12 protein-coding genes are annotated in these 13,595 nt (G+C 44.4%); 8 read left to right on the forward strand and 4 right to left on the reverse strand.

The features are described 5' to 3' along the window. The first annotated feature begins 9 nt into the window (after positions 1-9). Entirely contained in the window at positions 10-759 is a 750-nt protein-coding gene (locus J7I42_RS20295) for a DeoR/GlpR family DNA-binding transcription regulator (RefSeq protein WP_209140680.1), read from the forward strand. A 187-nt stretch (positions 760-946) separates the two neighbouring features. After that, on the forward strand, positions 947-1,654 hold the full coding sequence (locus J7I42_RS20300; RefSeq protein ID WP_209140681.1) for a hypothetical protein: 708 nt from the start codon (positions 947-949) through the stop codon (positions 1,652-1,654). Here the strand turns inward: J7I42_RS20300 and J7I42_RS20305 are convergent. Then, positions 1,647-3,020 carry a nucleoside recognition domain-containing protein gene (locus J7I42_RS20305; RefSeq protein ID WP_209140682.1) on the reverse strand — a complete coding sequence of 458 codons (1,374 nt, stop codon included), beginning with the start codon at positions 3,018-3,020 and terminating at the stop codon, positions 1,647-1,649. The two genes, J7I42_RS20300 and J7I42_RS20305, sit on opposite strands and share 8 nt — an antisense overlap. Positions 3,021-3,216: 196 nt before the next feature. On the opposite strand from J7I42_RS20305, the gene ychF reads away from it, so the two are divergent. Both ychF and J7I42_RS20315 read left to right on the forward strand, forming a co-directional pair. Continuing rightward, positions 3,217-4,314 carry a redox-regulated ATPase YchF gene (gene ychF, locus J7I42_RS20310; RefSeq protein ID WP_209140683.1) on the forward strand — a complete coding sequence of 366 codons (1,098 nt, stop codon included), beginning with the start codon at positions 3,217-3,219 and terminating at the stop codon, positions 4,312-4,314. A gap of 212 nt (positions 4,315-4,526) precedes the next feature. After that, positions 4,527-5,036 carry a hypothetical protein gene (locus J7I42_RS20315; RefSeq protein ID WP_209140684.1) on the forward strand — a complete coding sequence of 170 codons (510 nt, stop codon included), beginning with the start codon at positions 4,527-4,529 and terminating at the stop codon, positions 5,034-5,036. Positions 5,037-5,062: 26 nt separating this feature from the next. Here the strand turns inward: J7I42_RS20315 and J7I42_RS20320 are convergent, their stop codons facing one another. The 3 genes from J7I42_RS20320 to J7I42_RS20330 form a co-directional block, all read right to left on the reverse strand. Then, positions 5,063-5,485 carry a hypothetical protein gene (locus tag J7I42_RS20320; RefSeq protein ID WP_209140685.1) on the reverse strand — a complete coding sequence of 141 codons (423 nt, stop codon included), beginning with the start codon at positions 5,483-5,485 and terminating at the stop codon, positions 5,063-5,065. Positions 5,486-5,723: 238 nt separating this feature from the next. Beyond that, positions 5,724-7,067 carry a sensor histidine kinase gene (locus J7I42_RS20325; protein WP_209140686.1) on the reverse strand — a complete coding sequence of 448 codons (1,344 nt, stop codon included), beginning with the start codon at positions 7,065-7,067 and terminating at the stop codon, positions 5,724-5,726. A 197-nt stretch (positions 7,068-7,264) separates the two neighbouring features. Beyond that, the gene (locus J7I42_RS20330; RefSeq protein WP_209140687.1) at positions 7,265-8,623 is read right to left on the reverse strand and encodes a sigma-54-dependent transcriptional regulator; all 1,359 of its coding nucleotides are present in this window, start codon (positions 8,621-8,623) and stop codon (positions 7,265-7,267) included. Between the two features lie 259 nt (positions 8,624-8,882). On the opposite strand from J7I42_RS20330, the gene J7I42_RS20335 reads away from it, so the two are divergent. The 4 genes from J7I42_RS20335 to J7I42_RS20350 all read left to right on the forward strand — a co-directional run bounded on the left by J7I42_RS20335 (position 8,883) and on the right by J7I42_RS20350 (position 13,576). Then, on the forward strand, positions 8,883-10,139 hold the full coding sequence (locus J7I42_RS20335) for an efflux RND transporter periplasmic adaptor subunit (protein WP_209140688.1): 1,257 nt from the start codon (positions 8,883-8,885) through the stop codon (positions 10,137-10,139). 24 nt (positions 10,140-10,163) lie between these two features. Then, positions 10,164-10,364: a hypothetical protein gene (locus J7I42_RS20340; RefSeq protein WP_209140689.1), complete on the forward strand. Its 201-nt coding sequence runs from the start codon at positions 10,164-10,166 to the stop codon at positions 10,362-10,364. A gap of 29 nt (positions 10,365-10,393) precedes the next feature. After that, complete coding sequence (locus tag J7I42_RS20345; RefSeq protein ID WP_209140690.1) at positions 10,394-11,071, forward strand: ABC transporter ATP-binding protein; 678 nt, start codon at positions 10,394-10,396, stop codon at positions 11,069-11,071. Between the two features lie 84 nt (positions 11,072-11,155). Beyond that, complete coding sequence (locus J7I42_RS20350) at positions 11,156-13,576, forward strand: ABC transporter permease (protein ID WP_209140691.1); 2,421 nt, start codon at positions 11,156-11,158, stop codon at positions 13,574-13,576. Positions 13,577-13,595 lie beyond the last annotated feature (19 nt).

Genomic DNA, 13,595 nt, shown 5'->3' on the forward strand with positions numbered 1-13,595 from the left:
TTACAGATTATGCTGAAAAAAGAACGTCAGGCATATATCCTGCACCAGGTGAACCTGCACAATAAAGTACTCTCCTCGCTCCTGAGTCACGAGATCCGCGTATCGGAAGACACGATCCGCCGCGATTTAATGGAGCTTTCAGATGAAGGGAAACTCATAAAAGTTCATGGAGGTGCCCTTTCGCACTCCTTTAACGATGTTATTTACTCGGGTTTGAGTGTGTATTCTCAAGATCAGAAAAAGATCATTGGTCAAAAAGCAGCTGCCCTGATCCAGGATGGCATGTTTGTACTCACCAGTGGAGGTACTACAATAATTGAAATGGCCCGGGCACTGCCCCCGGCTTTACGTGCTACCTTTATTTCAGGCAGCATTCCCGCCATTCTGGAATATATGCAACACCCCAACATTGAAGTAGTAATGATTGGTGACCGGGTGTCGAAAAACGCCAAGATCACCATTGGCGCGGAAGCTATTGCCAAGATCAAAAACATAAATGCCGATCTGTGCTTCCTTGGCATTAATTCCATCGACATAAAACGCGGTACTACCGAAAATGACTGGGAAATTGCGCAGTTGAAAAAGATCATGATCGACTCCTCGCAAAAAGTTGTTTGCTGTACCATTTCAGAAAAGATCAACACCCTCCAGCCGATCCATATTTGCAACCTGTCCGATATAGACATACTGATCACCGAATTGCCACCCGATTCACCGGTATTAAAACCATACATCGATGCCGGTATTCAGGTGCTCTGATAATTATTTTCCCATTGCGATCAACGATATTTCAGTTCATCAAAAGCTCTAACATTAACTGTTAGGGCTTTTTGATTTTAATGTACTTAGAACACTTTTTAAATAGCCCTTTTCACAAATCTATATCATACCTCATTACATATTGCTTTAATAATCGGTAGCTTTATATAACTGTAAAATGGTGTTTATGAAACCTACGATCATTAACCATCCATTCCATGTCATTAAACTCAACTATTGCAGCGAAGGGCCTCTCAGCACCCTGGAACAGGAAGCCATTACAAAATATGTGGAGCTGCACAACGGATCACAGTCCTACAAAGAACTATTGACCCGGTTACACATTTATTATACCTCAACCGATATTATATTGTTACACTGCCAGATCACCTTCAATAATCTGCAAAATGAGTATTTGTTACTAACGCCCATGTTGCATTACCTGCAGGAAGGCGGTCCGCTTACGGATAGTGAAATAGCATCTATTGATGAAAGTGAACGCGTTTGTTACGATACACAGCCTTTGCTGACCCAGTTGCATAGCTTTAACAACAAATACGATAATTACATTGAGGACCTGCGGGTCACCGAACAGGAATTTGCTACCGTAGAAAAACAAAAGGAGAAACTGGATCAGTTGTTTGATGTTTTTGAAGAGCGCTATCTCTTCCCCATAATCACGGATTATAAAAATAGGGCGATCGATTTTTGCCCCCTGCAGGAAAACTTCGATGATTTCAGGAGTGCCTTTTCAGATCTAACTGATTTTGCCGACAGTTTGTATGATGCCCGCGCCACCTTTCTTGATCAGCATATTCTATTACATAATAAAATAGTTGAACTGGATAAAGATATTTTGTCGCTTTTTGCGGCCATCAATGGAGATGCTAACTAATATTTCCAAAGAAAAGATAGGCCAGGATGATCGCTGTAATTACCCCTGCCAGATCGGCCAGTAACATGGTGCCAATGGCATAACGGGTATTCTTGATAGAAACAGCGCCAAAATACACTGCCACTACATAGAAGGTGGTATCAGCTGCGCCCTGAAAAATGCCGGATAGGCGACTGGCAAAGGAATCAGGACCATTTGCGATCATAGTGCTCACCATCATCCCCCGCGCCGCACCACCGCTTAACGGGCGTATTAACGCGGTTGGCAGTCCATCTACAAACCGGGTATCGGCCCCCAGGTAAGCAAAGAAGTTCTTTATGCCATCGATCACCACATCGAAGGTGCCACTGGTACGCAGCATACTTACCGCTACCAGTATACCTACCAGATAAGGAATGATGCGGATGGCGGTATCAAAGCCATTTCTGGCGCCATCGATAAAAGCATCGAAAATATCTATCTTTTTATAGATCCCGCCCAGCACGATCAGCAGGAACACCAGCAATATCAGCCCATTACTCAGTACACCTGAAAAGTACTGAACGCCATTGGCATTGAGGGTGGTAATGTACCACACCAGCAGGCCCACTACCAAAGAAATTCCCAGCACCCACATAACGATAACCGGCTGCAGCAACCTGATCTTTTGCCTTAGCGATACAATGAACATGGCCGTCATGGTGCCTACAAACGTCACGATCATACAGGGCAGGAATACATCGGTAGGATTGCTGGCATGTTGGGCCGCCCTGATGGCAATAACACTAACCGGAATAATATTAAAACCCGCCGCATGTAAACACAGGAACATGATCTGGGCATTGGACGCCACCTCTTTTTGAGGATTCAGCTCCTGCAGGCTTTGCATGGCCTTTAACCCGAAAGGGGTGGCGGCATTATCGAGCCCCAGCAAATTGGCGGAAAAATTCATGATCATATGCCCCATGGCCGGATGGCCCTTGGGCACCTCGGGAAACAGTTTTGAGAAGAACGGTCCTATTATCCGCGATAGCAGGTTGATGCCTCCTGCCCTTTCGGCGATGCTCATAAAACCCATGAACAGGGCCAGCATCCCGATCAGTTCAAGACACAGCGTAACTGCGTCTTTACAGGTATCTACAATCCCATTGGCCACCTGTATCCTGGTCTTTACATCGCCGGCCCCTACCCGGCCACTGCTGTCCAGGGCCGCTACTTTTGCGGGATCGGCCGTAGCAACAGGACTCATCTGCACCTGCACTGAATCGCCTTTTTTGCCCACCACCATAGAGCTGAAGATCTGCTTTTCACCACAGGCGGCAAACTTAAAAACAGCCACTAAAATAGATATCAGAATAAAGGCGCTCCAGATGCGACTCAATGCCATAAGGGAAATAAGATTAAGCGTTGAAGATAAAGGAATCCAGCCATATATTATCACCCGGTAATACCCTATCTTTGCGCGCCGAAAACCGTTCTCAGTTTTAGGTTTAAAGTTCGGAGTTTTTCAACCGGAAACCCCGAATTATAGGCTAACTCCTTAAAACTTAAAACGTTGAACATAGAACTTAAAACTTAAAGAAATGGCTTTACAAGCAGGAATTGTCGGATTACCGAACGTTGGGAAATCAACCTTATTTAATGCAGTGAGTAACAGTGCTAAAGCACAGGCCAGCAACTATCGTTTCTGTACAATTGATCCGAATGTTGGACTGGTTGACGTGCCGGATGCCCGCCTGCAAAAACTCGCAGAACTGGTTCACCCCGACCGGATCGTTCCTACCCAGATTGAAATTGTGGATATTGCCGGACTGGTGCGTGGCGCCAGCAAGGGTGAAGGTTTGGGCAACAAATTCCTGGGCAACATCCGCGAAGTGGACGCCATTATTCACGTGATCCGTTGTTTTGAAGACGAGAACATTTTACGTGACGAAGGCGCTATCAACCCCGTAGGTGATAAAGAGATCATTGATATAGAATTACAGCTGAAAGACCTGGAAAGTGTTGACAAGAAGCTGAGCCGCATTGAAAAACAGGCCCGCCTGGATCCCAAGCTGAAAATAGAGTACGACGTACTCGTACGTTGTAAAGAACACCTGGAAAAAGGGCAAAGCATCCGCGGTCTTGACCTTACCAAAGAAGAACGCCCGGCCATCGCCGACCTGTTCCTGCTCACCGAAAAACCGGTGTTATATGTAGCCAATGTGGATGAAGCAAGTATGCACACCGGCAACAAATTCTCTGCGGCCCTGCAGGAAGCCGTTAAAGGTGAAAAAGCCCAGGTGATCATCATGAACAACAGCATTGAGGCCCAGATCAGTGAAATGGAAGACCCCGCCGACAAGCAGATGTTCATGGACGAATACAAAATGACCGAACCAGCGCTTGACCGTCTGATCCATTCAGCATATAAATTATTGAACCTGCAAACCTACTTCACTGCCGGTGTGCAGGAAGTTCGTGCCTGGACGATCCACGAAGGCTGGAAAGCCCCTCAGGCCGCCAGTGTTATTCATACTGACTTTGAAAAAGGTTTTATCAAAGCGGAAGTAATTGCCTACAATGACTATGTTGCCTATGGTACAGAAGCAGCCTGCCGCGAAGCTGGTAAACTACGTATTGAAGGAAAGGAATACATTGTGAAAGATGGCGATGTGATGCACTTCAGGTTTAACGTGTAAGTAGAAATTTTCAATATAGTAAAGAGATTATAACGGTCCCGACTAATTCGGGGCCGTTTTTATTTTAGCATTTTACCCCAAAGTATCCTTTATTTTTCCTCTCAGTGATAAACTTTAACAGCTAAAATACGTTGTATGTACAATGATTCACAATGCCCTAATGGCTAGTTTGCCATGACGGCCATCTGAATGTTTTGTACTAATTTTGCACTATGATAGATAATTACAGGGATTTAATACCAGCCGATTTTGCCACAGATTCAAGAGTGTGGGTGTACCAGAGCAGCCGGCTGTTTATGATGAGTGAGGCATTGCATATTGAAGACCTCCTGAACAGTTTTATCGCCAATTGGAATTCGCATGGCGCCCCGGTAAAAGGATATGGCAACCTGCTTTTCGGTCAGTTTGTTGTATTGATGGCCGATGAACGTGCTACGGGTGTAAGTGGCTGCAGTACCGACAGCTCCGTTCGGTTGATCAAACAAATAGAACAGTTGTTCAACGTAAATATGTTCGACCGGCAAATGCTGGCCTTTATGGTAAAAAATAAAGTGCAAATGCTGCCTCTTTCTCAATTGCAATACGCAATCAATAATAATTTCATTTCCCCAGATACGCTTTATTTCAATAACCTGGTTCAAACAAAAGAAGAACTGGATAGTAAATGGCTGATCCCGGTAAAAGACAGCTGGCTGGCCAAACGGGTAACGCTGAGTTTGTAAAAAATGGTTGTGTAAGAAGAGAACTGTTATTTCCTTCCTGTTACCAAAATTATGGAAATAACAGCAGTAACAATTGCCAGTAGTTGCCCGAGAGAAGTAAGAAAAATGGTGCGCAATAAATCATCCTTCCATTTTCTCATTTCATCCTTCGTTGCATCTCGAAGGGCAGCAATATCGTCCTTCGTTGCATCTCGAAGGGCAGCAATATCGTCCTTCGTTGCATCTCGAAGGGCAGCAATATCGTCCTTCGTTGCATTGCGAAGAGCGGCAATATCGTCCTTCGTTGCATTTCGAAGAGCGGCAATATCGTCCTTCGTCGCCAGTAATTGCGTCCGTTGATTGATTTTTGCATCCATCTTTTCTTCAATTAGGTGAACAAATGCTTCCGCTTCCTTGTCTCCAAGTTTGCTCTTGAACAATTCATACATCCTGATCTGTGAAATTTCCATAGTAATCATAGTTTAGTATTAAGGACATTTTTAAATACATTCCTTGCGAAGTATACTAAACAGAACCTTAATTATTAAAGAACATAGGTCATACAACCACACTGCAAGTATAGCAACTTTCCCTAATAGATAAAAATTTTAGTAAACAAATCCGAGGCTTTTTCTGAAGAATACAAAAGCTTACCGTTAGCAGTAAACTAAGACAGCAATCTACTACAGTAAATCAGTTGAACATTTTTTAAAACTGCATCATGAACGCAGTCCCCTGCCCTTCTATTGATTGTACCTGAATATTTCCCTTATGCAGCATCATGATCTGTTTGCATAAACTTAAACCTATTCCACTGCCGTTCTTTTTGGTACTGAAGAATGGAATGAATATTTTATCCAGCACCTCTTCGGGCATACCCGTACCGTTATCCGCTACTTTAATTATTGTTTTGTGATTATTGGCAAAATAGGCCGATAAAATTATCCGCGGCTCTTCCCGCTCTTTCACAGCCTCCATAGCATTCACCACCAGGTTGATCAACACCTGTTCTAACAAATTGGTATCGGCATCCAGTTGCAGATCGGGATCTTTTAATATGATCTCCAGTTCAATGTTCTTTTGGTCCAGCGTGGGCTGCATCAGGTGATGCAGGTTCTCGAACAGGTCACGAACATAGATCTTCTTCAGGTTCAGTGTGGTGATCTTGTTCAGGTTTCGATAGGTTTCCGCAAATTTCAACAACCCTTCACTTCTTCTTTTGATAGTATCTATACCTAATTCCAGATCGTCCATGGAACCGGATTCCAGTTCAGGCCGTCCGGCAAATTGTTGTAACCGGTATTTTAATGTTTCGGCCAATGACGAAATGGGTGCAATGGAATTCATGATCTCATGCGTCATCACACTCAATAACTTTTGCCAGGCCTTCGACTCCGTTTCATCCAACGCCTCACTAACGTTCTGAAAAGCGATCAGCTTGAATTTATTGCCATCGGTTTGAAAAGCCGTGGCCGACATCAATAACTTGAACGATGTCTTCTCTGAATGCGCGGTAGCGATCTTGGTCTCACCTGGTTTTAGTAAAGTCACCTGCCGGTACAATTCATTATCGCGACGGGCCAGTGAATGAATGGTTTTAAGGTACGGGAGTTGTAGCATTCGTTTCAACGATTCATTCATCCACACCACTTCGCCGTTATGCTCCCGGTACGACAAAATACCGGTATCAACCAGCTCCAGTATTTTTTGTAAGTACTGGAACTGAGTTTCCTTTTCTTTACTGATCACCTTAAAAGTAGAATTGATCTCATTGAACCCTTTACGCAAAGGCTGTAGCTCTACGGGAGCATGCTTTACATCAAAATAACGGGAGAAATCTCTGTAATGCACGGACTCAACAAACTGGTTCAATTCGGTATGCGCCTTTCGTAGAAAGCGATAAATGGCTATTATACCATAAATGATGAGCGGTATCATGATAACCAGTAGCTCATACCGGCCTTTTACCAGTAAAAAAGATGCTGCGGTCAGGGTGATAAACAAGTATAACACCTGAAACAGGATCCGCCATTCGAAACGTTTATAGAACAAGCTATTGATTTAAAGTGAGTATTTGTTATTTTAAGGTCCTATCGTGAAACGGCAAACGGCAAACGTGACTCGCTAATTTTGAGATCAATAACTATTTTGCGCGGCCTTCTGCCCTCCCTTATCAACCCTGTCAACCGTATCAACTACTTCCTCGTCAACTGATCAACTGATCAACTGATCAACTGGTCAACTCCCCTCTATATATCGTACTTGCTCAACCTTCTGTACAGAGCCGTACGGGTAAGTCCCAATTCCTTTGCTGCCCTGGTTATATTTCCGTTGTGCTTCTCAATTACGTGCAGGATCGTATTCTTTTCAACAGCACTCAGGTTTAGTTCATCCGGCTCTTTTTCCTGCGCCATGTTTGATTCAATGGGTGAAAAAATAAGATCGGTTGCCTGTAATACATGCCCATCGCTCATGATCACCGCCCGTTCGATGGTATATTGCAGCTCCCTGATGTTACCGGGAAAATGATAAGCCAATAATTTTTCAATGGCTTTATCATCAAACTCCATTACTGGCTTCAGGTATTTATTGCTGTACAACTTACTGAAATGTTTTGCCAGCAGAATAATATCGTTGCCCCGCTTGCGTAACGGTGGCACCATGATCTCTACCGTGTTAATGCGGTATATGAGGTCCTTTCTGAAACGGTTCTCATTGGCAAGCTCCGTTAACGGAACATTGGTGGCACAAATAAGCCTGATATCAACAGGCACCGGATCGTTGGTACCCAGCTTGATCACCTGCCGGTTCTGCAATACACTTAATAATTTGGCTTGTTGATGCAGGGAGATATTACCGATCTCATCCAGGAAAAGCGTACCGCCATTAGCGGCTTCAAACCGTCCTACCCTGTCTTCCCGTGCGTCGGTGAAAGCGCCCTTTTTATGACCGAACAACTCACTTTCGAAAAGGGTTTCAGTAAGCGCGCCCACATCTACTTTTACATAAGCCTTTTTGGCCCGCAGCGATTGCTGGTGTATGGCTTTTGCGATCAGGTCCTTTCCGGTGCCATTTTCACCCAGGATCAGAATATTGGCATCAGTGGGTGCGATCTTTTCTATCTTATAAAAAATGTCGGCCATTATTTCCGACTCGCCCAGCAATTCGGTGCCAATAATAGAATCATTGCTGCGTAGTAATGGCGTTGAAGTTTTACCTTCCTTCTTTTTTAAGGCATCCTTTATGGTTATGATCAGCTTTTCGTTGTGCCAGGGCTTTACAACAAAATCGGCAGCCCCTTCTTTCAACGAGCGCACGGCGAGGTCAATATCGCCATAAGCTGTGATCATAATTACAGCCGCCTCTGACTTAAATTCTTTCACTTTCTTCAACCAGAACAAGCCCTCATTCCCGGTATTAATGGAACTGTTGAAGTTCATGTCGAGCAAGATCACATCAAATTGTTGCTTCGATAATAACCAGCGCAAATTTTCGGGGTTCTTTTCTGTTACTACTTCTTTTGCCTCTGTTTTCAGCAGCAATCGCACAGCAGTCAGCACATCTACGTCATCATCTATTACCAGTATGGTAGCATTCTTCAGTAACATAACTTAATTTAAAAATTTCGGTTCTATGCAACATTCCTCACTACAATTATACCATAATTACAAAGGCGTGGCAAACAATTTTTTACGATGCAATGGCTGATTTGTATCACTGTATCAAAAGCGTACACTTATTGTACTGGTTGCGAACAGCCGCACACCAATTTACGGTATAATAGCTTGTAAATCACGTTGCTTATATTCTGGCATATTGTTGAAAGGTATGTCTGTATCACTTCGGATTACATTAAAAATAAATACAGTGGATAGAGTTATTGCAAAAAAGAAATGGACCTCTAAACGAATAGCAACCATCGGTGGTATTGCAGCCATCGCCCTGCTGATACTGGCCAGTTATTATTTCACCTCGGGAAAAAGCCGCCTGAACGTAGATACAGAACGCCTTACCATAAGTGAAGTAAAAAAGGGCCCCTTTCAGGTAACCATCGCCATCAACGGCATTGTTCTACCCCAAACTTCTATCTATCTTGATGCCCAGGAAGGCGGTCGTGTTGAACAGAAATTTGTTGAAGATGGGGCCATGATGCAGGAGGGGCAACCCATTATAAGATTGAGCAACCCCGACCTGGAGCTCAGCCTGGCTAACCAGGAAACCAGCGTATTCAATGTATTGACGCAAATGCAGATCGCCCGAAATAATGCTCAGCAAAATACGGTGGCCCGCCTGAACCAGATGGCTGAGGTAGACAATGCCCTGAAAGAAGCTGAACGGGTATATAACCTGAATAAAAAACTGTTTGCACAAAAAGTGATCGGGTCGCAGGAATATCAGCAGGCTGAAAATACTTATCAGTACCAGGTCCGTCGCAAAAAGTTAACAGAAGACATTATGCGCCAGGACTCCGCAACCAATAAGATACAATTGCAGCAAAACGAGCAATCGTACCTGAACATGAAAAAGGCCCTCGATCTTATGAAGAAAAAAGTAGGCGACCTGGTGGTGAAATCCCCTATTGCCGGACAGCTTACTTCATTTGATGCGGAAATTGGCCAGAATATCGCCTCCGGTACCCGGCTTGGTCAATTAGACGCCACCTCTGGTTTCAAGATCAGGGCCGATATAGATGAACACTACATCACCAATGTATTTACCGGTTTAACGGCTAAATTTACCCTGGTGAACAAAGAGTATAAACTCAAGATCAAAAAAGTATATACCCAGGTAGTAAGCGGCCATTTCCAGGTTGATATGGAGTTTGTGGGTGAAGTACCCCAAAACATTCGCCGGGGTCAAACATTACAGATCTTACTGGCGCTGAGCGATGAAACCCAGGCGATACTGGTGCCCAAAGGCGGTTTCTTCCAAAGCACCGGCGGCAACTGGATCTTTAAAGTAAGTGACGATGGAAAAATAGCTTCCCGGATCAATATTCAGCTGGGCCGTCAAAATCCCGACTATTATGAAGTACTGGAAGGTCTGCAACCCGGAGACAAGGTAGTTACCTCCAGCTATGAGAATTATGATAAAATGCAGGAACTGGTGTTAAAGAAAGAGTGATCGTTTACCAATAAACCAACTAACATGAAAATTAAGATCATTTGTTTACTAACCCTGTTGCTCATTGGTGCAGGAGTGGCTTCGTCCAACAACTATTGTAATGGCGTAAGCAAATGTACCGGTAAACTGGCCAAAGGGGTAACAACCGCGCCAGCAAAGAAAATGGTGATGATGATCGATGAAATGGAGCTCTTGCCAGTTCACCATTTTCTGAATAAATTTTAAACAACTCATAACTTCAAACCATACAACACATGATAAAGATCCGGAATCTCGAAAAAATCTATCGCACTGAAGAGGTTGAGACCGTAGCATTGAACAAGATCTCCATAGATGTAAAGGAAGGCGAATTTGTAGCAATAATGGGTCCCTCGGGTTGTGGCAAATCAACCCTATTGAATATATTGGGTTTGTTGGATGATCCCGATAACGGCAGCTTCCTGTTCAACAATATTGAAGTGGCGAACTTTAATGAGCGCAAACGGGCCGACCTGCGCAAACACAATATCGGGTTCGTTTTTCAGAGTTTTAACCTGATCGATGAACTGACAGTATTTGAAAACGTGGAACTACCGCTGATATACACAGGCGTTAAATCGGGCGACCGCAAAAAACGCGTGGAAGAAGTGCTCGACAAAATGCAGATCATGCACCGCCGCAATCACTACCCCCAACAATTGAGTGGTGGTCAGCAACAGCGTGTGGCAGTAGCCCGCGCCGTAGTGAATAATCCCAAATTGATCCTGGCGGATGAGCCTACAGGGAACCTCGACAGTAGCAATGGTAACGAGGTAATGACCCTGTTAACCGATCTGAACGAACAAGGCACTACCATCATCATGGTTACGCACAGCGAACACGATGCACGGTACAGTCATCGCATCATTCGCATGCTCGACGGTCAAACTGTGTTAGAGAATATTATGGTGTAGTTGATTCCGTAATTTTTAGTTCCCACTTTGTAAACCTGTTCACCATCCCTTTTTGAAAGGTGATGCTAAAAATCTATTGTAGCCATGCTTAAACACTACCTCAAGATCGCTTTTCGAAACCTGGCACAGCAAAAGGTGCTTTCAGGCATCAATATCTTTGGTTTGTCGGTTGGCATTGCCTGTTTTAGTTTATTCCTGTTATATGCGGTGCATGAATTCAGTTACGACCGGTTCCATACAAAAGCCGATCGTATCTACCGTATCGTGGAATGGTGGGAGGGTGGCGAACGGGAACCCGGGGGATATGCCTGGGCATATACGCCGGTAGCGCCAGCCATGAAACGCGATTTTCCCGATGTGGAATACGCAATACGGCTAAAGGGCAGCGATTGCATTGTAAAAGCAGCCGATAAAGTTTTTCGTACCTCTATCACCTATGCCGATACAGCCTTCTTTCATGTATTTACTTTTCCGCTGATATATGGAAATACCAATACAGCTTTACAACAACCCAATCAACTTGTAATAACCCAGGAAAAAGCCTTGCAATACTTTGGTACGGCCAATGTAGTAGGCAAAACGCTGGAATTAAAAACCGATTCTGCTTTTGTTCCCTTTACCATCAGTGGCGTTACGGAAAATATACCCGCCAATTCTTCGGTAAAGTTCAATCTGCTGGGGAGTTTTGAGCATATCGCCAACGATCCGATGGTACAGCAAAGCAATATGAATTGGTATATGACCATCGGTATGCAGGCATTTGTACAATTAAAACCAGGCAGCCGGCTGGCCAGCGAACAAAACCGAATCAACCTGTTCAGAAGGAAATATTATCCGGACGATTATAAACCAAAGAAAAATCCTACCAAAGAAGATCTTATACAGACAAGCTTCCGGTTACAACCGATACGCGATATTCATATGAACCCGACTATTGAAGGCGGGAACGATCCTAAAAATATCTGGATCCTGATCACCATTGCCGGTGCCGTGCTGCTGATCGCCTGTATCAACTTTACAACCCTGGCCATTGGCCGATCGGCAGGACGAGCCAAAGAAATAGGCGTACGCAAAGTAATAGGCAGTCAGCGTAAACAATTGATAAGTCAGTTCCTGGCTGAATCTTTTCTGTTAAGTGTGCTCTCCGCTGCTACCGGTCTGATGTTGGGCTCCCTGCTGTTGCCGTTATTCAATCAACTGGCAGACCGGAAACTAAGTTTCTCATTCAGCCGTTTTCCTGAATTGATCTGGCTGTTAATAGGCCTTATTGTTTTGGTTGGCTTCCTGGCAGGAAGTTATCCTGCGCTGGTTTTGTCAGCTTTCAAACCCATAGAAGTATTAAAAAAGAAGGTCCGCGTAGGCGGTTCCAACCTGTTTACCCGCTCATTGGTCACCTTGCAATTTGTATTATCTATCGGACTGATCATCTCAACTGTCATCATTCTGCAACAGATCGCATTCATGCGTACAAAAAATATTGGGCTCAATAAAGAGAACCTGGTAATGATCAATACCGAGCACATCGGCAATAAAAGAATCTATCCTTTATATAAACAGGCTATTGAAAACAATGCCGGCATTCTGGGCGTAACCGCTTCAGAAATGGGGCTCGGTGCAGGAGAAGGATTAATGGGGGCAGGCTATCGCGATTTCAAAGGTGAATTAAAGGGGGTTATTGAATACCCGGGCGATTACAATTATTTAAACACCATGGGCATGAGCCTGATTGCAGGAAGGTATTTTAACCCGGCCCTGGCATCAGATACCACTGGTGCAGTGATAGTGAACGAAGCACTGGTACAAGAGTTATTGGGCACTACACCCGAAAAAGCATTAGGGACCCAACTCTTAAATGCAAAAGGAAACCGGGGCACCAAAACCATTATTGGCGTTGCACGTAATTTCAACTTCGAAGACCTGAAACAAAAAGTACGCCCTCAGTTCTATTACCGGCCGTCGGCCTTCCAGCCATCACGCATTTTTGTACGCCTGCAGGCGGGTGACCCGGGCAGTAAGCTCGCCCTGTTGAACAAAACCTGGAAAAAACTGGTACCCGATGCGCCATTTGAATACAGTTTTGTAGATGAGAAGTTCGACAATTTCTATAAGAACGAAACCCGTTGGAGCAACATTGCTGGCTGGGCCGGTGGTATTTCCATTTTCCTGGCCTGTTTGGGTTTATTCGGACTGGCGGCATTGGCTGCAGTAAACCGTACAAAGGAGATTGGCATCCGAAAAGTTTTAGGAGCTACTGTAACGCATGTAGCAGGTTTACTGTCAAAAGATTTTGTAAAGCTCATAACAGTGGCGTTCGCCATAGCCACTCCCCTCGCCTGGTATATGATGCATTATTGGTTGCAAGCCTATGCCTGGCGTATAAACATTACCTGGCAGGTGTTTGCATTAACCGGCGCATTTGCCATACTGTTAGCCGTTGCCACAGTAAGTGTTCAGGCAATAAAAGCAGCGATAGCCAATCCGGTAAAGGCGTTGAGAAATGAATAAGAAAAGATAGTTAACCAGT

Origin of the sequence: Niastella soli (assembly GCF_017742245.1) — a bacterium.
Classification (GTDB): Bacteria; Bacteroidota; Bacteroidia; order Chitinophagales; family Chitinophagaceae; genus Niastella; species Niastella soli.